The sequence below is a fragment of the Chryseobacterium sp. KCF3-3 genome (genome assembly GCF_045865955.1).
In the GTDB taxonomy this organism is placed as follows: domain Bacteria; phylum Bacteroidota; class Bacteroidia; order Flavobacteriales; family Weeksellaceae; genus Chryseobacterium.
In genome coordinates, this window is sequence record NZ_AP035792.1 from 630,543 (window position 1) to 651,195 (window position 20,653).

21 protein-coding genes are annotated in these 20,653 nt (G+C 35.0%); 11 read left to right on the forward strand and 10 right to left on the reverse strand.

The window, feature by feature from the left end:
• Positions 1-114: 114 nt before the first annotated feature.
• The 5 genes from asnS to ACKTTZ_RS02890 form a co-directional block, all read right to left on the reverse strand.
• A complete protein-coding gene (gene asnS, locus ACKTTZ_RS02870; RefSeq protein ID WP_034699007.1) occupies positions 115-1,563 on the reverse strand; it encodes an asparagine--tRNA ligase in 1,449 nt (482 codons plus the stop codon).
• Positions 1,564-2,329: 766 nt separating this feature from the next.
• The gene (locus ACKTTZ_RS02875; protein WP_407847247.1) at positions 2,330-4,063 is read right to left on the reverse strand and encodes a helix-turn-helix domain-containing protein; all 1,734 of its coding nucleotides are present in this window, start codon (positions 4,061-4,063) and stop codon (positions 2,330-2,332) included.
• 156 nt (positions 4,064-4,219) lie between these two features.
• Positions 4,220-4,861 (reverse strand): hypothetical protein, encoded by a 642-nt coding sequence (locus ACKTTZ_RS02880; RefSeq protein ID WP_407847249.1) that lies wholly within the window; start codon positions 4,859-4,861, stop codon positions 4,220-4,222.
• Positions 4,862-4,868: 7 nt separating this feature from the next.
• A complete protein-coding gene (locus ACKTTZ_RS02885) occupies positions 4,869-5,831 on the reverse strand; it encodes a fatty acid desaturase family protein (protein ID WP_407847251.1) in 963 nt (320 codons plus the stop codon).
• Positions 5,832-5,942: 111 nt separating this feature from the next.
• Complete coding sequence (locus tag ACKTTZ_RS02890; RefSeq protein ID WP_407847253.1) at positions 5,943-6,578, reverse strand: hypothetical protein; 636 nt, start codon at positions 6,576-6,578, stop codon at positions 5,943-5,945.
• A 305-nt stretch (positions 6,579-6,883) separates the two neighbouring features.
• Between ACKTTZ_RS02890 and ACKTTZ_RS02895 the strand changes: the two genes are divergently transcribed.
• From ACKTTZ_RS02895 to ACKTTZ_RS02915, 5 genes are all read left to right on the forward strand, one after another.
• The gene (locus ACKTTZ_RS02895; RefSeq protein WP_034698999.1) at positions 6,884-7,813 is read left to right on the forward strand and encodes a helix-turn-helix domain-containing protein; all 930 of its coding nucleotides are present in this window, start codon (positions 6,884-6,886) and stop codon (positions 7,811-7,813) included.
• Positions 7,810-8,616 (forward strand): helix-turn-helix transcriptional regulator, encoded by an 807-nt coding sequence (locus ACKTTZ_RS02900; RefSeq protein ID WP_407847255.1) that lies wholly within the window; start codon positions 7,810-7,812, stop codon positions 8,614-8,616. Before ACKTTZ_RS02895 ends, ACKTTZ_RS02900 begins: the two co-directional genes overlap by 4 nt.
• A gap of 250 nt (positions 8,617-8,866) precedes the next feature.
• Positions 8,867-9,706, forward strand: coding sequence for an SDR family NAD(P)-dependent oxidoreductase (locus ACKTTZ_RS02905; RefSeq protein ID WP_407847257.1), 840 nt, complete (start codon positions 8,867-8,869; stop codon positions 9,704-9,706).
• Positions 9,707-9,871: 165 nt separating this feature from the next.
• Entirely contained in the window at positions 9,872-10,786 is a 915-nt protein-coding gene (locus tag ACKTTZ_RS02910) for a helix-turn-helix domain-containing protein (protein WP_407847259.1), read from the forward strand.
• A 94-nt stretch (positions 10,787-10,880) separates the two neighbouring features.
• Positions 10,881-12,527, forward strand: a complete 1,647-nt coding sequence (locus ACKTTZ_RS02915; RefSeq protein WP_407847261.1) for a serine hydrolase domain-containing protein — start codon at positions 10,881-10,883, stop codon at positions 12,525-12,527.
• A gap of 77 nt (positions 12,528-12,604) precedes the next feature.
• Here the strand turns inward: ACKTTZ_RS02915 and rimM are convergent, their stop codons facing one another.
• The 5 genes from rimM to ACKTTZ_RS02940 form a co-directional block, all read right to left on the reverse strand.
• Positions 12,605-13,147, reverse strand: a complete 543-nt coding sequence (rimM, locus tag ACKTTZ_RS02920) for a ribosome maturation factor RimM (RefSeq protein WP_407847263.1) — start codon at positions 13,145-13,147, stop codon at positions 12,605-12,607.
• A gap of 14 nt (positions 13,148-13,161) precedes the next feature.
• The gene (locus ACKTTZ_RS02925) at positions 13,162-13,728 is read right to left on the reverse strand and encodes a 30S ribosomal protein S16 (RefSeq protein WP_034698991.1); all 567 of its coding nucleotides are present in this window, start codon (positions 13,726-13,728) and stop codon (positions 13,162-13,164) included.
• Positions 13,729-13,926: 198 nt separating this feature from the next.
• Positions 13,927-14,439, reverse strand: a complete 513-nt coding sequence (locus tag ACKTTZ_RS02930) for a nitroreductase (RefSeq protein ID WP_407847266.1) — start codon at positions 14,437-14,439, stop codon at positions 13,927-13,929.
• A 133-nt stretch (positions 14,440-14,572) separates the two neighbouring features.
• Positions 14,573-15,022 carry a hypothetical protein gene (locus tag ACKTTZ_RS02935; RefSeq protein ID WP_034698989.1) on the reverse strand — a complete coding sequence of 150 codons (450 nt, stop codon included), beginning with the start codon at positions 15,020-15,022 and terminating at the stop codon, positions 14,573-14,575.
• A 433-nt stretch (positions 15,023-15,455) separates the two neighbouring features.
• Positions 15,456-15,986, reverse strand: coding sequence for an SRPBCC family protein (locus tag ACKTTZ_RS02940; RefSeq protein ID WP_407847268.1), 531 nt, complete (start codon positions 15,984-15,986; stop codon positions 15,456-15,458).
• Positions 15,987-16,199: 213 nt separating this feature from the next.
• Between ACKTTZ_RS02940 and ACKTTZ_RS02945 the strand changes: the two genes are divergently transcribed.
• From ACKTTZ_RS02945 to ACKTTZ_RS02970, 6 genes are all read left to right on the forward strand, one after another.
• The gene (locus ACKTTZ_RS02945) at positions 16,200-18,236 is read left to right on the forward strand and encodes a M3 family metallopeptidase (protein WP_253317982.1); all 2,037 of its coding nucleotides are present in this window, start codon (positions 16,200-16,202) and stop codon (positions 18,234-18,236) included.
• 13 nt (positions 18,237-18,249) lie between these two features.
• Positions 18,250-18,666, forward strand: coding sequence for a hypothetical protein (locus tag ACKTTZ_RS02950; protein ID WP_034698985.1), 417 nt, complete (start codon positions 18,250-18,252; stop codon positions 18,664-18,666).
• A gap of 80 nt (positions 18,667-18,746) precedes the next feature.
• Entirely contained in the window at positions 18,747-19,166 is a 420-nt protein-coding gene (locus tag ACKTTZ_RS02955) for a DUF1801 domain-containing protein (RefSeq protein ID WP_407847270.1), read from the forward strand.
• 51 nt (positions 19,167-19,217) lie between these two features.
• Entirely contained in the window at positions 19,218-19,601 is a 384-nt protein-coding gene (locus ACKTTZ_RS02960) for a hypothetical protein (RefSeq protein WP_407847272.1), read from the forward strand.
• Between the two features lie 27 nt (positions 19,602-19,628).
• Positions 19,629-19,829, forward strand: coding sequence for a YqaE/Pmp3 family membrane protein (locus ACKTTZ_RS02965; protein WP_202971504.1), 201 nt, complete (start codon positions 19,629-19,631; stop codon positions 19,827-19,829).
• An 88-nt stretch (positions 19,830-19,917) separates the two neighbouring features.
• Positions 19,918-20,649: a class I SAM-dependent methyltransferase gene (locus ACKTTZ_RS02970; protein WP_253317984.1), complete on the forward strand. Its 732-nt coding sequence runs from the start codon at positions 19,918-19,920 to the stop codon at positions 20,647-20,649.
• Positions 20,650-20,653: the final 4 nt, after the last annotated feature.

The window sequence follows — 20,653 nt, forward strand, 5'->3', positions numbered from 1 at the left end:
ATTTATTTGATAAAAAACACATTTAGCATGATTTTTGCATTACTTACCCTAATATAATAAACTATTAAATAATAAAAAAAGCCTTAACTTGTGATTAAGGCTTTTTTTATTGTTCTAGAATTCAGCGCTTTTCGGTGTTCTAGGGAAAGGAATTACATCTCTGATATTCGTCATTCCTGTTACGAAAAGAACTAGTCTTTCAAGTCCTAAACCAAAGCCTGCATGTGGCACAGAACCAAATTTTCTGGTATCAAGATACCACCAAAGTTCGTGCTCATCTACGTGCATATCTGCCATTTTCTGTTTTAAAACATCTAATCTTGCTTCTCTCTCTGATCCACCGATGATCTCACCGATACCAGGGAAAAGAACATCCATGGCTGCTACGGTTTTGTTGTCATCGTTCAGTTTCATATAGAAAGCTTTGATTTCTTTCGGGTAGTCAAATAATACTACCGGGCTTTCAAAATGTTTTTCAACAAGGTATCTTTCGTGCTCAGACTGAAGGTCAGTTCCCCATTTTTCAACCGGGTAAGCAAATTTTCCTTTTTTATTTTCTTTAGAGTTCAATAAGATTTCGATAGCTTCTGTATAGCTTACACGCTTAAAACGCTTAGCAATAACATTCTGAAGTTTTTCGATAAGACCTTCTTTTGCTCTTTCTTTTTCTGGTTTTGTCTTTTGTTCTTCCGCAAAACGGTTATCTAAGAACTCAAGATCATCTTTACAGTTATCCAATACGTACTGGATCACATATTTTAAGAAATCTTCCGCAAGGTCGATGTTATCTTCAAGGTTGTTGAATGCCACTTCCGGCTCAATCATCCAGAACTCGGCAAGGTGTCTTGTCGTGTTAGAATTTTCAGCACGGAAAGTAGGTCCGAATGTATAAATTCTTCCCAATCCCATCGCTGCAGTTTCTCCTTCCAACTGTCCTGAAACGGTAAGGTTTGTTTTTTTACCGAAGAAATCCTGTGCAAAATCAATTTCCCCTTCTTCCGTTTTCGGCATATTGTTCAGATCAAAGTTCGTTACACCAAACATTTCACCTGCTCCTTCCGCATCTGCCCCTGTAATTACCGGTGTGTTGATATAGAAAAACTGATTCTGGTTGAAGAATGAATGAACTGCAAAACTTACTGCGTGACGTACTCTGAACACTGCTCCGAAAAGGTTTGTTCTGAATCTTAAGTGAGCCTGCTCACGAAGTTTCTCAAGACTATGTTTTTTAGGCTGAAGAATTGTACTCTGAAGTTCTTCTGTAAAGTTATCTCCTAAAATAATGATCTTTTTAGCGATAATTTCCACAGATTGTCCTGCTCCCTGGCTTTCCACCACTTCTCCTACTACTTTCAGGGAAGAAGCTGTACTGATATTCTTAAGAATAGCTTCATCAAAATTTTCGAAATCAACAACTATCTGCAAATTATTAATCGTAGAACCATCATTAAGCGCAATAAAGCGATTAGCACGGAAGGATCTTACCCATCCGTAAACTGTAATGTCATGATGTAATACTTTCTTGTAATCCTTTAGGATTTCTTTGATCGTTTGCTTTTTCATTTGTTGATGATAAATTTTTTATATAAAAATTAATGTCTGCAAAGTTACAAAAAAACAGCGCAACTTGATGATTGCGCTGTCTTTAAAAATCATTTAACAGGTATTTAAACTTTCAGTTCAGGAAATTCACCTTTTTTCTTCTGCAAACTCTTCTGCATTTTAGGGTTACATTTCCACTCAATATTGTCCTGAACTTCAATAATATCCGGAATATCCCCGGAATGAACACACTTACACTATCACTTTTAAAAAGAATAAAATATTATTTTACTCTGAGTTTTCATGGAATTAGTTTTATTGAAATGGTTATTAGTTTTTAAGTGATAAGTTCGTGGTAAATTACCGGGTTATACATCCATTTTTAGACTATACTATACTTTTAAACTGTGTGGCGGATTAACCGGATTTACTGTTTAATGATTTTTAAATGATCACTACACTCTACATCTCTAAATTCTGAACAATTACTTCATTATTTACATTTTAATTTTCTTGGTTATTAGTTTTCTTAGTTATTAGTTTTTATCCTCTTCTTCATTATTAGTTTTTATGATACAATTCCTGACTTGATTGTTTAAATGATCAACAGTTTGGAACTGATATCTTGTATTGTGCACATACAAAATAAATGGTTGTGTTTTTACCTGAAGCAAAGATGCAGGAAGTGGAAGAATGATACAAGGGAATGCTTTATAGATTCATAAATTTATATACCTAAAAACATGAATCTATAAATAATAAAACAATGAAAATCAATGAATTAAATCTAATCCAAAGACATGTTTTCAATTTCTTTCAAGTAGATAGAAAGTGGTGTTCCGGTTCGTTTTTTGAAGGCTAAAGTGAAGGCCTGTTCATTATTATATCCTAATTCTTCTGCGATAAAAGTAATTTTATAAGACCTGAATTTTTTATCATTGGCCAATCTGCTGATGGCATAATCAATACGAAGATCATTGAGATAGGTTGCAAAGTTTTTCCCTTTGTAAGTATTGATAATTTCTGACAGATATTTTGAGTTTGTTTTTATTTTTTTGGCAAGACTTCCCAACGTAATTCCTTTATTCAAAAACTGATCTTTGTCTTCAAATATTTCAAGTTCTTTTAAAATATTCTGGGCAATATCTTCAGAAATAGTTCTGGATGTTTTGTCCTCAATATTTTCTGTTTGAATAGATTCTGCTACAATTTCATTTCGAACTTCCGGATCTCTGTTTTTTTCTCCTTTATTTTCATTAACAGATTGAATAAGATCCTGAGCAATCTTCTTATAGTTCTTTTCAGATTTTTTATATTTAAAATAAACGTTGATAAATAATAAATGTGAAATCAACAAAAGGCTTAAAACAATATAGAAAAGACTTTTTCTTTTCGTAAGCTCATTGGTAATGCTTTCTTTTTCCTGCTGAAGTTCCGGAGTATCATACCTTCTCGGAAGTTCTCTGGAAATATACCTGAACTGCATATCCAGCACCTGGTCTACTTTTAAAAAACGGTCTACATAATACAGTTGTTTTTCCTTATCACCGTTTTCTTTATAATAATCAATAAGATAGGTATATACATCTCGCAGCTCAGGATAGATGTAGTTGGTTTTAAGAACCAGAGAATCTATCTTCCTGAAAAATCCTACTGCTTTTTCTTTTTCCTGAATTCCGGCATAGGATTTTCCTAAATACAAAAGCGTATAATTATGATTTCTTTTACTGCCATTATTTTTTGTAAAGAAATATTTTTCGCATTCCAATAAACCATCGATGGCTTTCTGATAATTTCTGGAATGCAGATTATAATATCCAAGCAGCCCAAGATTCTGATGATATCGGTAAACATCTTTATTTTTTTTAGAATCCAGTAACCCATCCTTTATCAATACATAAGCAGAATCCATTTTATTGATCTCTATGTAAGCATCTGCCAGATTCAGTTTGAGAGAATTTTTCTCATCTTCATTCATGTAATCTGCATCATAAGCATAGTGTCTCAGTACTTTTGCTGTCTCTGCATGTTTTCCGATATAATTGTTCAGGTAGGCAATACTGATATGGGCCATAGCAATCTGCCTCTTATTTCCTTTTTCTTTTGCATATTTCAGTCCCAGGATATAATTATTGAATGCAGATTGAAGATTGTCATTCTTAGAGTATAAATTTCCTCTTAGCAAATAAATTCTCGCCGGATAGGTGTTTTCTTTAGAATTTTTTGTGATGTACTGTAAGCTGTCTAAGTATTTTAATGCGTTGGGTAAGTCTTCATCAAAGTGAAGCATAACATATCCTTCAGCAATATGAGTGGTATTTTTTTCAGCTTTTGCCTTTTTAAGATAATAATTGGCAATACTTTTACTGTTTTCCTCATCCGTATGATTGCCATAGAATTCCTTTTCCAATTCCTCATAAGTGCGTTCTTCCAGAGAATTTTTTTTAATATTAAGAGTTTGTGCATGATAAAACACAACCCCTATAATCAAAAACAGTAGTAAAGATTTTATTTTCATCATTCATCCTAGCTATATTACAAAAATATTATTTTTCTTCAGTAGATGCACCACTCCTTTTGCTTTTTTTCCATGTATTCATCCATATTTTCATTAAAATTCAGAATAATAATTCAATAAAAAGTGAATACTAAATAAAAATTATACTCTTTTCAAATATCATTTCCATTCTACTTTACCTTCCAGATAGTACACTCTTCCATTGCTTTCATAAAGAAGATCATATCCTTGAGAGGTCAGATAAAAATGACAGACCTTCATTTCACCATTCCTTTCTTTAAACTGAAGAACTGCAGGACACATTTTAGCCTGATCCATTTTCTTCACAATAAGATTAAAATCCTTCTGAATATTTTTTTTATTGTACAGAGACAACATCCGATCATTAATAAAACGAATATATTTTAAAGATGAAAGAGGATAAGTAATTAACTTAAAAGGCTTTCCTGCAAGCTTCGCAGCATTCTCATTGAAAAAATTCGTGATCGAAATACTATCCTGTGTAATAGTTTTCACCACACTTGATTCATATCTCTGGCCATCTGCAAATTCCATACTGTATATGGCTTCCATTTTAATGGCAAAACCTTTACCGGATTTTCTTAAATCTTTAAGGTCCGTAAATTCTTTTCCTTTCTTGATGACAATCAAAACATTTCCTTCTCCGAAATCACAGTCATAATATTTTTTATAATCAAAAGGTTCTTCTGTTTGGGTATTCACTGTGTCATTCGTAGTATTCTGTGAAAAAATACGTACTGAAAACAGGAATAAAAATACTATTAGTTTATAATTTTTCATGGTTTGATTATTTACTTAATTGTTTCAGGTATTGATAGTGTGAAGCTACAGCATCCACAATACTTTTCTCATGGTATGGAAAATTGTTTCTGGCTGCTGCTCTTTTGATTGCAGGAGTAATAATGGTATAAACTGTGTGTGGTAAACCGGGAAAAAGATGATGTGCCGCATGGGAATTGAACCCTCCGAAAATCCAGTTGGCGAAACTGTTGGTTGGATGATAATCCAATGAAACCGCCAGCTGATGTTCATAATAATCATAAGGCAGATATCCATTTTCATCTGCTTGGGGAAAATCGGTTTCAAGACTCAGGTGAGAAATAATCAGAGTAAGAACAAAAAACAGTGAAATGGTAACATGCATAACGATAAAAGATACTATGATCATGATCACCGGAATCTCAGTAAAAAGCATCGGCAAAAGCAACATATAACCGAAGTAAGCTAATTTTAGCAGGATAACTTCTGCTACAGACATCATAGAATGTTTCTGATTTCTGAGATTAGCCAGGTCTTTTTTCCTTACATAAATAAAATCTTTAATCATAATCCAATGCAAAGTGTAGAAACAATACAGCAAAGTAGCATATAAATGTTGGTAGGCATGAATTCTTCTTTTGGGATGATGTACAGACAGACGCAAAAAAATATTATCATCGATATCAGCATCACAGCCATCCACATTAGGAAATACATGATGAGAAGCAATATGTCTTTTTCTCCACAATCTTGCATTTACGCCCTGCAAATTAAAAGTGATATAGTAAATAATCCGGTTGAGTTTTTTATACTTTGAGAATGTATTGTGCACACAATCATGAGCGCAATTAAAAGCCAGCAATATTCCGGTAAGCCCTAAAGCAATATAATTCAAAGTTACCAGCCAGTTCTTGTCTGATATATAAGGATTAAAAAGATTGGCATACAAAAGGAAAAAAGTAAGAGAATAAAACAGAAATTTTATAATCATTAATCTTTCAGCCTTTTTAGTCACTTCATCTGTCAGCAATATATTCACCTCTTCACGCAATTCCGAATAGAAAGGAGGTTGCTTTTTTAAATCTTATTTTTGGTTTCATAATCACTTTTTATTTACTTTCTGTTGCTTAAAATTCCAGTTGATCAAAGGCAGTTTCCTTCTGCCGTTCTCATTCCATCCACCAATCTGGATTCCTCTGAAATCTTTACATTGATTGTACAAACCGATCTGGATTCCTCTGCATTTCTGCCCGATATTGGCCAATGGCGCTACAGAAACCCCTTTCATCTCATGATGCAGATTAAAAAATGGAGAGACAGACATTCCGTTGGTCACTGCATACGTGCTGACATTGCTTGAAATATTGATTTCCAGACCATTGGTAACTGTGGGTTCCATGTTGATGATTGACAACTGCAAACCATTAATGGTATTCATCTTTTCACGGGGAACAATGACATAATCATGGTTTCCTGGTGGCTGTAAAGTGAAAAGCATCAATGGCGGAAGAAAAATGCCCACAAAATTGAATCCCATACCTAAGCCATTTACTTTTTTAGGCTTAAAATGTTCTTCCTCGTCAAAATATTTAAATAAAATTCCGTTGACATTTCTGACAGTCTTTGAAGGTGAAGCTGCAATCAGTCTTGGTTTTAAAGAATCTGTTTTTAAACGGTCTGATGCATAAACCAGACTGTTGACTAAAAGAACTGCTGTTAATAAAATTCGTGTTTTCATAACTCGTTATTTTAAAATTACAGTTCAAAATTATCAGCAGAAGACTCAGTTCCGAATGTGAAAAAAAATTAAAAAAAACATTCTGTTTGCGAAAATCACAAAACAGGGGTTGGAAGCCGGAAGAAGGATGCTGGAAGTTACTTTCAGTGATCAATAGCAATAGTGATTATAAATCCAACTACTGTTAAATCGTTATTTATTCTTTCAACTTTTACTACTTCCCTTCTCCCAGCTTCAAGCTTCAAACCTTCAAATCAACAACTCTTTCCACAAAAAAATACTACATTTGTGAAAATCACAAAACTATGCACCAGGAAGCTTTATTGAAGGAAATCCGAAGAAAAATCGGTGAAAAATCTTTAAATGATGAGATCGCCAATATTCTTAATATCAGCTATGATGCGGCTCACAGAAGAACTTCTATGAAAGCCAAGTTCAGTTTTGAGGAAGCTCTGGAACTTGCCAAATACTATCAGATCTCACTGGATCAGTTTTTGGGAACGGAAAATCAATTGGTAGTCAAGAGAACACAACCTGTAAAAACCACTGAAGATCTTTTAAACTATTTCGAGAACTCCTTGAAGATTTTGAATGTTTTTCAAAATATCACTAATTCCAAAGTATTTTATTCCGCAAAGGACATCCCGTTTTTTTATACCATTTCAGATTCAGTTCTGTCCCGTTTCAAGTTTTATGTCTGGATGAATTTGTTGAATCAGGATAAGTTTTTAAGTCCGTTTCATGAATTCACGATGGAATATCATTCTGTAAAAAATGAAATGCTGAAAGATCTTTATGATAAACAAAACGTAACGGAAATCTGGAATGACACCACGATTATGAGTGCGTTGAGACAAATCTCGTTTTATTATGAAATGGGTTTATTAAAGAAAAATGATGCAGATCTTATCCTGGAAGACCTGAAAAAGTTACTGGAAGGACTGGAAATGAAAACACTGGAAAAAAGTAATTTTAAAATCTATGTGAATGATTTGGTCATTTTAAACAATGCTATTTTATTCAAAAACGAAGAACAATGTTCCTTTTTTGTACCTTTCAGCATGTTCGGATATATGATGACCAATGATAAAATAACGTGTGAAGATTCTCTGAGCTATTTTGAGCATCAGATCAAAAACTCCAGATCAATGAATGAATCCGGGAACAGAGAGAGGAAAATGTTTTTTAATAAAATGTATGAACAGATTGACCGATTAAAACAGAATTTATCATGAATACGCTTCGTAACGGCGAATATTTTGGAGATACCAATCAAAGGGTCAATTTAGAAGGATTGACCATCACCGATACGGAGTATACTCATCCTTATGTAGACTGGCATTATCATGAAAATGCTTATTTCACTTTTCTTCTTCAGGGGAATATGACGGAAGGAAACAGAAAGGAAGTCTATGGCTGTTCTGCCGGAACATTATTGTATCATCATTGGGAAGATCCACATTATAATATTAAACCGGATATTTTCACAAGAGGTTTTCATATTGAGCTTTCGCAAAGCTGGTTTGACCGGTTTGATATTCAGAAAAATAAAGTGGAAGGTAGTTTTAACATAAAAAATCCTGCCTTAAAATTATTGGTTTATCAGATGTTCAAAGAAACCAAAGGTGATGATATTTCATTTGAACTGGCTTTTAATCAACTATTGCTACATCTTTTCAGTCGGTTGACCCATCAAAAAGAAAGCACAGAAAGAAAACCTTTATGGGTAGGTCAGATTAATGAAATTCTGCATGAAAGCTTTACAGAAAGCCTTAATCTTACGGAACTTTCCAAAACCCTGAACATCCATCCTATTCATCTCAGCAGAGATTTTCACAAATATTTCCACTGTAATCTGGGTGAATATCTCAGAAAATTAAAACTCAATAAATCTCTTGAGCTTCTCCCTTCATCCCATTCTTTAACGGATATTGCGATGGAATGCGGTTTTTCAGATCAAAGTCATTTTATCAGATGTTTTAAAGAAAATATAGGCATCACTCCTTTGAAATACAGGAATCTGTTGAAAAATTATTGAAATTTGTTCAAAATTAGAGAGGGATTTGGCTTTTGTCATTGACAGACCCAATCTGCGATTTCTGAAAAGGTAAGAATCTTGTTATTCATCAATTGTTTGAGATTCTTCATTACATTACATTTTATTCAGAATGGCATGTGTTAAATAACATCATTCACGATTTGGATACATCATTCCCCGATTCGGCTACATTTACCTTTTCGTAAGTTTCCATCTTTGTACCATCATTTAAACAAAAAAATATTTAAAAATGGAAACAAAAAAAGTATGGTTCGTGACAGGAGCTTCAAAAGGCTTAGGATTCGAGTTGGTAAAAAAATTACTATCCGAAGGATTTCAGGTTGCTGCTACAAGCCGTACCGTTGAATCCCTGATCTCCACCATCGGAGAAACTTCAGAAAACTTCCTTCCACTCAGTGTCAACATCACAGATAATGATGACATCAAATCTTCCATTGAAAAAACAGTTAAGCATTTCGGACGAATTGATGTAGTAGTTAACAATGCAGGATATGGACAAATCGGAACACTGGAAGAACTGACAGATGAAGAGGCAAGAGAAAATTATGCAGTGAATGTTTTCGGAACTTTAAATGTCATCAGAAACGCCATGCCTTATCTTCGTGAACAAAGATCAGGAAATATCTTCAATATTTCTTCTGTTGGCGGCTATTCTGCTAATTTTCCAGGCTGGGGAATCTATTGCTCCACAAAATTTGCCGTTGCCGGATTTACGGAAGCACTGGCTGAAGAAGTAAAAGACTTCGGAGTTTATGCTACCGTTGTTTATCCCGGATATTTCCGCACTGATTTCTTAACTAAAGATTCTGTGAAAACACCAGCAAATCCTATTCAGGCTTATGAGGCTGCAAGAAATTCAGAACAGGCGCACCTTAACGAAATCAATGGAAACCAGCCTAATGATCCTGAAAAAGCAGCCGATGTACTGATCCAGATCAGTAAAGAAAAAAATCCTCCGGTACATCTATTATTAGGGGTAGGAACGGTGGAATTTCTGAATAATAAAATTGATATTTTAAAGAAAGACGCTGAGAAATGGGAAAGCCTTACTGTTTCTACAGCAATTTAATCTGCTAATATCCTTCAACTCCGCTCGGATGACATTCCTAATACTTTATGTTCAATTTATAGACATGAATAAAGTATAAAATTTTAGGAAAGTTTGTCTGATCAGAGTCGAAGACTTTTTGAATCAATGCGTTATACTTTTTATAAAAACAATTAACTTCGCTCTATGAAACAACCTGTTCGTTTTAATTCTATTTCAGATTTTCATGCTTTCTGTGGTCTTCCCCATCCTGAGCATCCACTGATCAGTTTGGTAGATTACAGTAAAGTCCGCTATATTGTAGACCACGAAGAACTGAAATGGATTCAGAATTTTTATTCCATTGGTCTGAAAAAGAATGTAAGCCCAAAGTTCAATTATGGACAGCAGCAATACGATTTCGATTCTGGAGTACTGTGTTTTGTTTCGCCGCAACAATATTTAAGCCTTGAAATCAATCCTGATGTAGAAGTAGAACCCACAGGATTTTTATTGTTGATTCATCCTGATTTTCTGTGGAATACTTCATTAACCAGAAAAATAAAATCATATGATTTCTTTAGTTATCAGGTGAAAGAAGCCCTTTTTCTTTCCGATAAGGAAGAGAAAATCCTGGTTGATATTTTTAAAAATATTGAACGGGAATATCAGACCAACACTGATAGGTTCACACAGGATCTGATCATTGCTCAGATTGAATTATTACTGGTGTATTCCGATCGTTTTTATGAACGTCAGTTTTTTACCCGAAAGAAATCAAGTCACGAATTATTGTACAAATTTGAAGACATTCTTTCTCAATATTTCGAAAGCGGAAATCTCCTTGAAAACGGGATTCCATCTGTAAAGTGTATTGCCGAACAGATGAATATTTCCCCTAATTATCTGGGAACACTTTTGCGTCTTCACACTCAGCAAAATACACAACAGCACATTCAGAATAAGTTAATTGAATCTGCCAAAGAACGTTTAAGCACCACAAGTTTATCTGTAAGTGAAATTGCTTATGAATTAGGATTTGAGCATCCACAGTCTTTCAGTAAACTCTTCAAACAGAAGACCAATCAGTCTCCGGGAGAGTTCAGAAAGCTATTCAATTAGATTCCGGAAGAGATCAATACTACAATAGAAATGTTAATTTCATTCTATTTTGTGAGAAGGAAGTTCTGTATTTTTGTTTAAATACTTCTTTAAAATGAAACCATTTCTACTATTGATCTTTATTTTTACCTTTTATTATTATCACGGGCAAAATAAAAATATAGTCAATCCTGAAAAAATTGAGAATCCCATTCAGAAAAAGTACGCTGGAAAAATTATTTTTCTAACCCAAAACATGGCAACGGAAAATATGAGAGATTCTGATATTGTTCCCTCTACGGTATTGCAGGAGAATGGAGATCTCAGAATTCATGCCTTCTTTGATAACTCTCTGGTCAATTATCTGCATCAGCTTGAACCCAGCTGGTCTGCGGATGAATTACTGAAAAAAGGAAATTATCAATTCACATTTTACGTAGACGGAAAGCTTATATATAAAGAAAATCTCAATACAGGTGCAGGTACTCCGGACCATAAAAAAGTAAAAACTACATTACAAATTCCTCTTCTCAGCAGTAAAAATGAAGATTCCTGGGGAAGGTATTTATGGATGCGTTTTTATATGGCTCATAACGGAATTGATGCACTGACAGCAGGAAATCATATTTTAAAAATTGAAATCCGACCTTATCTCAATACTGCTACAATCAAAACGGGATCAGTCATTGCAGAAGGACAAATCAATCTTACGGTTCCTGCTCAAAATATTACGGAGCAGCAAATCGCCATCCAACCTATTCAATCCAATAGCGGATGGAAGGCTTCACAGGAAAAAATCAATACTGAAGCCATCAGAACCCTGAATAAGAAAATTGCAGAAAACAGATTTAAAAATATCACCGGAATTATTGTTATAAAGGAAGGAAAATTACTTCTTGAAGAGTATTTCAACGGGTCAGGAAGAGATTCGTTGCAGGATACAAGATCTGTAGGAAAATCTTTTTCTTCAGCTTTAACGGGAATTGCCATCAAAGACGGATATTTAAAAAGTGAAAACCAGAAGCTGAGTGAGTTTTATGACCTTAAGCTTTTTAAAAATTATTCTTCTCAAAAAGATAATGTCACCATCAAAAGTTTACTGACAATGAGTTCAGGGTTTGACGGGAATGATGAGAACTATGAATCTCCCGGAAATGAAGAAAATATGTACCCGACTGAAAACTGGGTAAAGTTTACGCTGGATCTGCCGATGACGGAGAATCCCATTGGAAAAAACTGGAATTATTTCACCGCAGGCGTGGTATTATCCGGAGATATTCTGGATAAAAGTGTTCCACACGGATTAAAAAATTATGCCGATCAAAAATTGTTTCAACCTCTTGGAATTACAAACTACAAATGGCAGTTTACCCCACAGCAAAAGCCTTCACTGGCGGGAGGACTTCGTATGAAAGCACTTGATTTTGCAAAATTCGGGCAATTATATCAAAATAACGGGATCTGGAATGGAAAAACCTTATTGAGTAAGGAATGGATAAAGAAATCTTTTACCAATTATTTTCCGGATCGTCAGGATTTTGAAGGGTATGGATATTTATTCTGGAGAAAAGTTTATACAGTGGGAAACAGCAGTTATGAAGCTTTCCAATCCAGCGGAAATGGTGGAAACAAAATCATCATCTTCACCAAAATACCAGTTGTAATGGTAATTACCGCACAAGCCTACAATAAACCTTATGCCCATTCACAAGTTGAAAAAATGGTACAGGAATATCTTTTACCCGCCTTAAAAAATGAGTAATGAATAATGAGTAATGAAGTAATAGTAATGTAGAAAAGTGAGAAAGAATAGCTTATTGCTTATCGCTTATCGCAAAGCTATTCGTCTTTTTTCGAAGGAACCAGAAATACATCAATAAGACCTTCAGGAAGTTCCATTTTGATGATTCTTTCTTCTCTGTCAACTTCAAGAATCCAGTCTTTGATCATAGGAATTACCACTTCTTTCCCATCCAGATTGGTAATGAAATACACCTGCGCAGTCTGATCGTTTACCGATCTGATTACTCCACAGTTGTTATCATTCTGATCAAAAATTTCAAATCCGATGATTTCGTGGTAATAGAATTGTTTTCCTGAAAGTTTAGGCAGTGAAGCAAGTGGAAGGTAAACACTTTTACCCAACACCTGATCTACCATCGCTTCAGAAGAGTTTTTGAATGCAAGATTCAGAGCATCCAGTTTGCTCCATGATGATTTTTCAATAAAAAATGGAACCAATAATCCGTTGATTTCAACGAATATTGATTCCAATTTATTGTAAAGCTCGGGTTGATCGGTATCCAATTTAAGGATCACGTTACCCGCAAGTCCATGTCTGCGTGTGATTTTTCCTAAAAAATAGCAATCTTCTTTACGCATAACAGGGTTTGTTCTTAAGCTTCAGTGTTTTCTTCAGTTTCAGCAGCAGGAGCTTCTCCTTCTGTAGCTTCAGCAACAACTTCTTCAGCAGGTGCGTTTGCAGCTTCTTCAGCAGCTTTAGCATCAGCTTCAGCTTGTGCAGCAGCAGCAACTCTAGCTTCGTTTACTTTTACTTCAGCCTCTAAAGCAGCTTTCTTAGCGTCAGCTTTAGCAGTTGCTAAACCTTCTACTTTACCTTGTACTTTAGAATCTTTAGCTTCTACCCAAGCATTGAATCTTTTTTCAGCTTCAGCTTCGTCAAAAGCACCTTTAGCTACACCACCTTGTAAGTGTTTTTTGTAAAGAGCACCTTTGTAAGATAGAATAGCTCTAGCAGTATCAGTAGGCTGAGCACCGTTGTTTAACCACTGTACAGCAGAATCAACGTTCAATTCGATAGTTGCCGGGTTAGTAATTGGGTTGTAAGTACCTAGTTTCTCGATGAATCTACCATCTCTTCTAGCTCTAGAATCTGCAACCACGATGTGGAAAAAAGGTTTTCCTTTTTTACCGTGTCTTTGTAATCTGATTTTTACTGACATAATGTTTGAATTTTACGGGAACTCGTCCCAGTTAAATATTTAAGAGTGCAAAGATAGTAAAAAAGTTTGAAGTAAAAAGCTCCAGGCAAAAAGTTTTATAAAATTCATTTTTTTCAGAAGCCGGGAACCTGCTCTCGCTACTCGCTTTTTTCTTCCGCAAAGAAAAAGAGCTCAGACAAACCGCTCCATCAGGGCTATTTATTCCAAGTTACCCATATAAAATAATCCCAGACACTTCTGGTTTTCCTCAATAGTCAGAGAATCTTTCAATTCATCTACAATTTTGGGAGAACTCCAGTAACACCCTATATTATTTGCTGTACAGGTAAGATACATATTCTGAACCGCCATTGAAGTCGCTGCTATTTCTTCCCATTCAGGAACCATTCCGCTGAAATTCACCACAATGGAAACCACAACATCTGCTTTATTGATTTTAAAACCAATATCGTTGTATTTTTTTTCCAGGAAAAGCTGTTCTGGAGTAACGGTTTTATAGATAGCCTGCATTTCTGATGCAAGCTGTGCTTTTTCTTCCCCTTTGAATATTTTGAAACGCCAGGGCTTAGTACGTTTATGATTGGGAGCAAATGTGGCAGAGTTTACAATCTCCTCCAAAACTTCCTGAGATATTTCTGAGTCTGTATAATCCTTTGGGAAAATACTTCTTCTTTGCTCTATAATTTCTTTTAAAATGGATGCATTATTCATGTAACAAAATTACAAAAAAGATGGAAGCAGGAAACAGAATGAAGGAAGTTTAATGCTTGACAAGTGATAAAAATTCCGGAAGCTTATCAACATTACTTTTTACTTTTTACTTTTTACTTTTTACTTTTTACTTTTACAAAACCTCTATCACCTTCTGATGGATTTTGTTTAAGGTAAATTCATCACCGGATTTCATACCCATCATCTTTTTAGCCATGGGGCTTTCCGGAGAGATGGCGTAGAACCGGTCTCCCTCAAAAAAGAACTCTCCCAGTGACACAGAAATATAAAACCTTGCCTTATTGGTAATGACCAGTGAACCAAGCTGTACTCTTTCAGTAGCCGTATTCAGGACTTTTGCCATATTTCTTTTAAGATCATTCAAAGCTCCTAGTTGTCGCTGCATCTGATAAATTTCTTCTTGCATTTCTTCTCTCATACTGTCATATTTCGGAGTTTTTTTGATGTCACGGCTGGCTTCCAGGGTAAATTCGATAAAGTTTTTAAGCTTTTCAATTTTCTCTGTTATGGTAGTTTTCACAAAGTCTCTGATATCACTTTTTTCAAATACGATCTTCTCCATACAATCTATTCTTTATATAAAGATAATATTTTAGAATAATATTTCTTTCACTTTATAGAAAATAATGACCAGCATTGTTGTTATAGATTTAGGAGAGTTTGAGAGTCATATAAATGTCTTGAATTAACCTTGGATCTGACACTTTATATAAAAAACCATTCTTGTTCGATAAAATTTAAATAGAATTAACAGGTCGCTCCTCCGGAGCTTTATTTTACGGCGATCTCATTTTTTCTACTAACAGTTGATCCCGATGGGATCAAATCCAGCTCCAATAGGAGCTGGCTGTTAATAGGACGTATTTATTTTAAAATTAGAGCTCCGGAGGAGCGACCTGTTAATTCATGCCATAAATATTGATATTTCCAATGTATTTATACTTTTGATCGGACGCATAAAAAAAGACTGTCCTTTTGGGACAGCCTCTTTTTTCTTATTTTTCAGCAAGTTTTTTCAGATCGCCCAGCCCCTGACTGAACATCTTGTCCATATTGCCATTCATCATCGGCTTCATAATCTTCATCATAGGAGTAAGCTCATTATCAATCATCCATGTCACTTTCGTTCCGCTTCCTTCAGGAGCCATAATGAAATTCGCTTTCATATCTCCTTCAAAAGGTTCTATAAAATGAAGTTTCGTTCCCATTTTTTGGTTGGGAACCAGTTCTGTAATGGCCTGTTCACCCTCTCCTACATTTTTATCTCCCTTCCAGTGATAGGAATCTCCTACTTTATCTCCGTTCCCTGAATAAGTAATGACAATGTTTTTATCAGCTTTGGAAAAAGGATCCCATTGGTTATATCCTTTTAGATTACCTGTATAAGCCCATACTTTTTCCTGTGATGCATTGATAACAATAGATTTTTCATAGTGATAATCTTTACTGAAAGCCAGTATGGCAATAACAGCATAGATAAGAATCAGTACAATGATGATACCGATAATTTTTAAGAGTGTTTTCATAGTCTATATATTTAAGGTTGTTTATTTTAATGATGACTTTTAAATCTGTTCTCAAAATTAAATATTCCCACATCACTCCCTCTTTCCATATGACAAGATTAATTAAAGATAAGGTATTTTTGTCATAACTTGCCAGTAAGGCATTATTTTTGAGCGTTTCAGCTGTGATTCCCGATGAATCATTAAATTTACCTTATATAAAAAGATCAAAAAATGAATATTTTAACAGAAAAATTTAACACACCATATCATTCAGCCCCATTCAACAGTATTAAAAATGAAGATTATCTTCCTGCATTTAAAGAATTGATACAAAAATCTGAAGCAGAAATTGATGCGATTGTTAACAATCCCGAAGCTCCTACTTTCGAAAATGTAATTGAAGCATTGGCATATTCCGGAGAACAGCTGGATGTGGTTTCGAATATTTTTTTCAACCTAAATTCTGCAGAGACCAGCGACGAAATCCAGCAGATTGCTCAGGAAGTTTCTCCAATTTTAACAGAATATTCTTCAAAAATTTCTCAAAACGAAGCCCTTTTCAACAAAATCAAAAAAGTATATGATGAAAAGGAAAAATATAATCTCAACGAAGAGCAGGAAATGCTTTTGAATGAAACCTACAAAGGTTTTGTAAGAAGCGGAGCTTTACTGAATGAGGAAGACAAAGAAAAATTAAAGAAAATCAGCATGGATCTTTCTTTAAAATCTTTACAATTCGGACAGAATGTATTGGCTTCCACCAATGCTTATTTTAAACATATCACCAATAAAGAAGATCTTGCAGGAATTCCTGAGGCGATCATCGATCAATATGCTGAAGAAGCGAAAGAAAGAAATCTTGAAGGCTGGGTAGTCACTTTACAGTATCCAAGCTATATTCCGTTCATGACATATGCTGAAAACCGTGAACTGAGAAAAGAACTGGCTTTAGCCAATGGTAAAAAATCTTTCGATGGTGGAGAATTTGATAACCAGAATCTGATTAAGGAGCTTTTGAATTTAAAGCAACAAAAAGCAGAACTTATCGGGTATAAAAACTATGCAGATTTCGTATTGGAAGAGAGAATGGCTAAGTCTCCGGTAAAAGTTTTAGATTTTTTAAATGAACTTCTGACCAAAGCAAAACCTTATGCTGATCAGGAAATTGAAGAATTAAAAGCTTTAGCAAAAGCTGACGGAATTGAAGAAATGCAAGGTTATGACCATGCATTCTATGCTGAAAAACTTCGTAAGGCAAAATTCGATCTTAATGATGAAGAATTGAAACCTTATTTTCCATTAAATCAGGTACAGGATGCTGTATTTGGATTGGCTGGAGAACTTTTCGGGCTGACGTTTGAAGAAAGAAACGACATTCCAAAATACCACGAAGATGTAAAAGTATATGAAGTAAAAGAAGCCTTCGACTCCGCTCAGGCTGACAGATACAAGGCATTATTATACGTTGATTATTTTCCAAGAAAAGGAAAAAGAGCCGGTGCATGGATGACCAGCTACAAAAATCAGTACAAACAAAACGGTGAAAATTCCCGTCCGCATATTTCAATTGTCTGCAACTTCAGCAAACCGACAAAAGATACACCTAGCTTACTGACTTTCCAGGAAGTGACTACTCTATTCCACGAGTTTGGGCATGCACTTCACGGGATGATGGCAGATACTCAATATCCTACTCTTTCCGGAACTTCTGTGAAATGGGATTTTGTAGAACTTCCGTCACAGTTTCTGGAAAACTTCTGCTATGAACCGGAATTCTTAAAAACGTTTGCAAAACATTATAAGACAGGAGAAGTACTTCCCGACGAAAAAATTGAAAAAATAGAACAGTCTAAAAATTTCATGGAAGGGTATCAGACTTTAAGACAACTTGGTTTCGGACTTCTGGATATGAACTATCACACAAAAGTGGCAGAACTGGAGAACGAGAGTGTAAAAGAGTTTGAAGACAAATATACCAAAGCAACCACTCTTTATCCTTCCAACGCAGAAACGGCAATGAGCCCAAGTTTCTCACATATTTTCCAGGGAGGATATTCCGCAGGATATTATTCTTACAAATGGGCGGAAGTTCTGGATGCTGATGCATTCCAGTATTTCAAAGAAAACGGAATCTTCAATCCTGAGATTGCAGCTAAATATAAAGTACTGCTTTCTTCAGGGGGAACGAAAGATCCGATGGAGCTTTACAAAAATTTCAGAGGTAGTGAACCAAAAGTAGAAAGCTTACTGAAAAGAGCATTTGGATAGAATACAGGCTGAGATGACGACAGAAAAAATTAACATGCTGGAAGCAGTTTTTAATCAATCTTTAAAAACAGTTCTTGACCATATTACTTCAGAAAAGATTGATGAAATTCTTGATAGCAGAGATTCTGCAGAGTTTTCAGATGAATGGATGAAAGCGTATCAGATGATTGAAGAAATGCCTTTTGATGAGGAAACAGAAGACAAAATAAGTGATATCCGAAAGGAAATTTTTGTTTCCACATTCAGAAGTACCGGTTCTTCAGATCTTCCGGCTTATATTTCCGATGATTTTGGTTTGATCTGCTCTTACTACATTCATCAGATTGAAAACAGCTGGGTCACCAATTTGCTTTTCACTTATCTTCATCATCAGATTCCACAAGGTGAACTGATGAAAACAGAGAAAACAATGAAAGAACTGATTCAATAAATCAGGAAAATACAATATAAAAGAACAGTGATTGCTGTTCTTTTTTGTTTTAAATTAGTCGCTCAATAATCTCATGATCTATGACCACCCAAGAACAAATCCAGGACTACATCAACAGTCAGCCGGAACTTAAGCGTAATGATATGCAGGAACTTCACAACATTATTCTGGAACTGATATCGGATTGCCAGCTGTGGTTCCTCGATGGTAAAAACGATGAGAACAAAACCGTTTCCAATCCTAATATCGGGTATGGATCGTATGTCATGCAATATGCTGGTGGAAAAACAAGAGATTTTTATCAGATTGGTATGAGTGCCAATACAACAGGCATCTCCGTTTATATCATGAATATCGGTGATAAAACCTATTTATCTGAAACCTACGGAGATAAAATAGGGAAAGCAAGCGTCACTGGGTATTGTATTAAATTCAAAGCATTGAAAGATATCAACATTGAAATCCTGAAAGCGGCCATACTGGATGGACTTAAAGAGTAAAAAGCTAAATTTGCACCTTATAAGTAAACATCCATTCTGTAATTCTAAATAATGAGTACGATAACAACAAGATTAGAAAACGTAAAAAAACTTCAGGCTAAAAGATGGGAAAATGAAGACCATTGGGATACTTTAAATGATCTGTTGGTTAAAGAATTAGATGAAATTTTATTGATTGAGCCTAAAAATACAGCGGCTTTAATCAATATTGGTGCTATTTACTCTGATATGGGAGAAAATGAAATGGCGCTGGAGTATTTAAAAACGGCACTAAATTTGGGTTCTCAAGACAAAAATCTTTTTGTAAACCTCGCTATTGTGCTTGTTTATATGGAGAAACATCAGGAAGAGTATTTGGAATATCTTGAAGAAGCGGAGGATAAAACGGAAGATCCTCTCACTTTTAAAGCCTATTTCGATCCTCAGTCCCGTTAAAATTAATTCAAATAAAAACTTAGAATCATGTTATTAGCCATCTTACTTCCCTTCTTATCTTTCATGGTCCGTGGAAAAGTCTTCACCGGAATTATCTGCCTTATTTTACAAATTACGTTGATCGGATGGCTTCCAGCTGCCATTTGGGCTGTACTTTCTTTAAATAATGAAAGAGCTGAAAAACGAAACGATAAACTCATTAAAGCAATGCGGGAAAACAAACGCTAGGCACATGATCTGCAATTGAAAGTTCCATAAGTTAAGAACCTTATTTGAATACTGTAATTCCTTTTAAGTAACCGAAAAATTGCAAGCTATGAAAGAAAATAAATACGACAATCCATCATTTTTTAACCAGTACGAAAAAATGCTTCGTTCTCAGATTGGGCTGGAAGGAGCCGGAGAATGGCATACTTTGAAAAATATGCTACCGGATTTTCAGGGTAAAAATATCCTTGATCTCGGTTGTGGTTTCGGCTGGCATTGCCGCTATGCTATAGAAAATGGAGCAAAATCTGTGATTGGAATTGATCTTTCAGAAAGAATGCTGGCAAAAGCACAAGAGATCAATAATCTGGAAGGAATTCAATATGAAAGAAAAGCTCTGGAAGAAGTGGATTATCCTGCCGAAAAATTTGATCTGATACTCAGTTCACTCACGTTACATTATGTAGAATCCTTTGGTAATTTGGTACATAATATTTACAAATGGCTTACTCAGGGAGGATCTTTTATATTTTCAGTAGAGCATCCTGTTTTCACTGCGGAAGGTAGCCAGGATTGGGTATATGATAAAAATGGTGAAAAAATCAGCTGGCCGGTAGACCGCTATTTTATTGAAGGAAAAAGGAATACAACTTTCCTCGGGGAAAATGTCATTAAATATCACCGTACTTTAACTTCCTATCTGAATACTTTATTACAACACGGCTTCACCATCAAGGAAATTATCGAGCCGGAGCCAAGTCAGGAAATGTTGAAAGAAATTCCTGAAATGAAAGAAGAACTCCGCAGACCTATGATGTTATTAATCTCTGTATTGAAATAATTTT

What these genes read in the sequence shown, in the direction of transcription:
- ACKTTZ_RS02940 (WP_407847268.1), bottom strand. Translation starts at nt 15,986, where the DNA reads ATGAAAACACTCTTAAAAATTATCGGTATCATCATTGTACTGATTCTT.
- ACKTTZ_RS02945 (WP_253317982.1), top strand. Translation starts at nt 16,200, where the DNA reads ATGAATATTTTAACAGAAAAATTTAACACACCATATCATTCAGCCCCA.
- rimM (WP_407847263.1), bottom strand. Translation starts at nt 13,147, where the DNA reads ATGCGTAAAGAAGATTGCTATTTTTTAGGAAAAATCACACGCAGACAT.
- ACKTTZ_RS02915 (WP_407847261.1), top strand. Translation starts at nt 10,881, where the DNA reads ATGAAACCATTTCTACTATTGATCTTTATTTTTACCTTTTATTATTAT.
- ACKTTZ_RS02890 (WP_407847253.1), bottom strand. Translation starts at nt 6,578, where the DNA reads ATGAAAACACGAATTTTATTAACAGCAGTTCTTTTAGTCAACAGTCTG.
- ACKTTZ_RS02925 (WP_034698991.1), bottom strand. Translation starts at nt 13,728, where the DNA reads ATGTCAGTAAAAATCAGATTACAAAGACACGGTAAAAAAGGAAAACCT.
- ACKTTZ_RS02875 (WP_407847247.1), bottom strand. Translation starts at nt 4,063, where the DNA reads ATGATGAAAATAAAATCTTTACTACTGTTTTTGATTATAGGGGTTGTG.
- ACKTTZ_RS02885 (WP_407847251.1), bottom strand. Translation starts at nt 5,831, where the DNA reads ATGATTATAAAATTTCTGTTTTATTCTCTTACTTTTTTCCTTTTGTAT.
- ACKTTZ_RS02880 (WP_407847249.1), bottom strand. Translation starts at nt 4,861, where the DNA reads ATGAAAAATTATAAACTAATAGTATTTTTATTCCTGTTTTCAGTACGT.
- ACKTTZ_RS02955 (WP_407847270.1), top strand. Translation starts at nt 18,747, where the DNA reads ATGACCACCCAAGAACAAATCCAGGACTACATCAACAGTCAGCCGGAA.
- ACKTTZ_RS02960 (WP_407847272.1), top strand. Translation starts at nt 19,218, where the DNA reads ATGAGTACGATAACAACAAGATTAGAAAACGTAAAAAAACTTCAGGCT.
- ACKTTZ_RS02950 (WP_034698985.1), top strand. Translation starts at nt 18,250, where the DNA reads ATGACGACAGAAAAAATTAACATGCTGGAAGCAGTTTTTAATCAATCT.
- ACKTTZ_RS02895 (WP_034698999.1), top strand. Translation starts at nt 6,884, where the DNA reads ATGCACCAGGAAGCTTTATTGAAGGAAATCCGAAGAAAAATCGGTGAA.
- ACKTTZ_RS02935 (WP_034698989.1), bottom strand. Translation starts at nt 15,022, where the DNA reads ATGGAGAAGATCGTATTTGAAAAAAGTGATATCAGAGACTTTGTGAAA.
- asnS (WP_034699007.1), bottom strand. Translation starts at nt 1,563, where the DNA reads ATGAAAAAGCAAACGATCAAAGAAATCCTAAAGGATTACAAGAAAGTA.
- ACKTTZ_RS02910 (WP_407847259.1), top strand. Translation starts at nt 9,872, where the DNA reads ATGAAACAACCTGTTCGTTTTAATTCTATTTCAGATTTTCATGCTTTC.
- ACKTTZ_RS02905 (WP_407847257.1), top strand. Translation starts at nt 8,867, where the DNA reads ATGGAAACAAAAAAAGTATGGTTCGTGACAGGAGCTTCAAAAGGCTTA.
- ACKTTZ_RS02965 (WP_202971504.1), top strand. Translation starts at nt 19,629, where the DNA reads ATGTTATTAGCCATCTTACTTCCCTTCTTATCTTTCATGGTCCGTGGA.
- ACKTTZ_RS02930 (WP_407847266.1), bottom strand. Translation starts at nt 14,439, where the DNA reads ATGAATAATGCATCCATTTTAAAAGAAATTATAGAGCAAAGAAGAAGT.
- ACKTTZ_RS02970 (WP_253317984.1), top strand. Translation starts at nt 19,918, where the DNA reads ATGAAAGAAAATAAATACGACAATCCATCATTTTTTAACCAGTACGAA.
- ACKTTZ_RS02900 (WP_407847255.1), top strand. Translation starts at nt 7,810, where the DNA reads ATGAATACGCTTCGTAACGGCGAATATTTTGGAGATACCAATCAAAGG.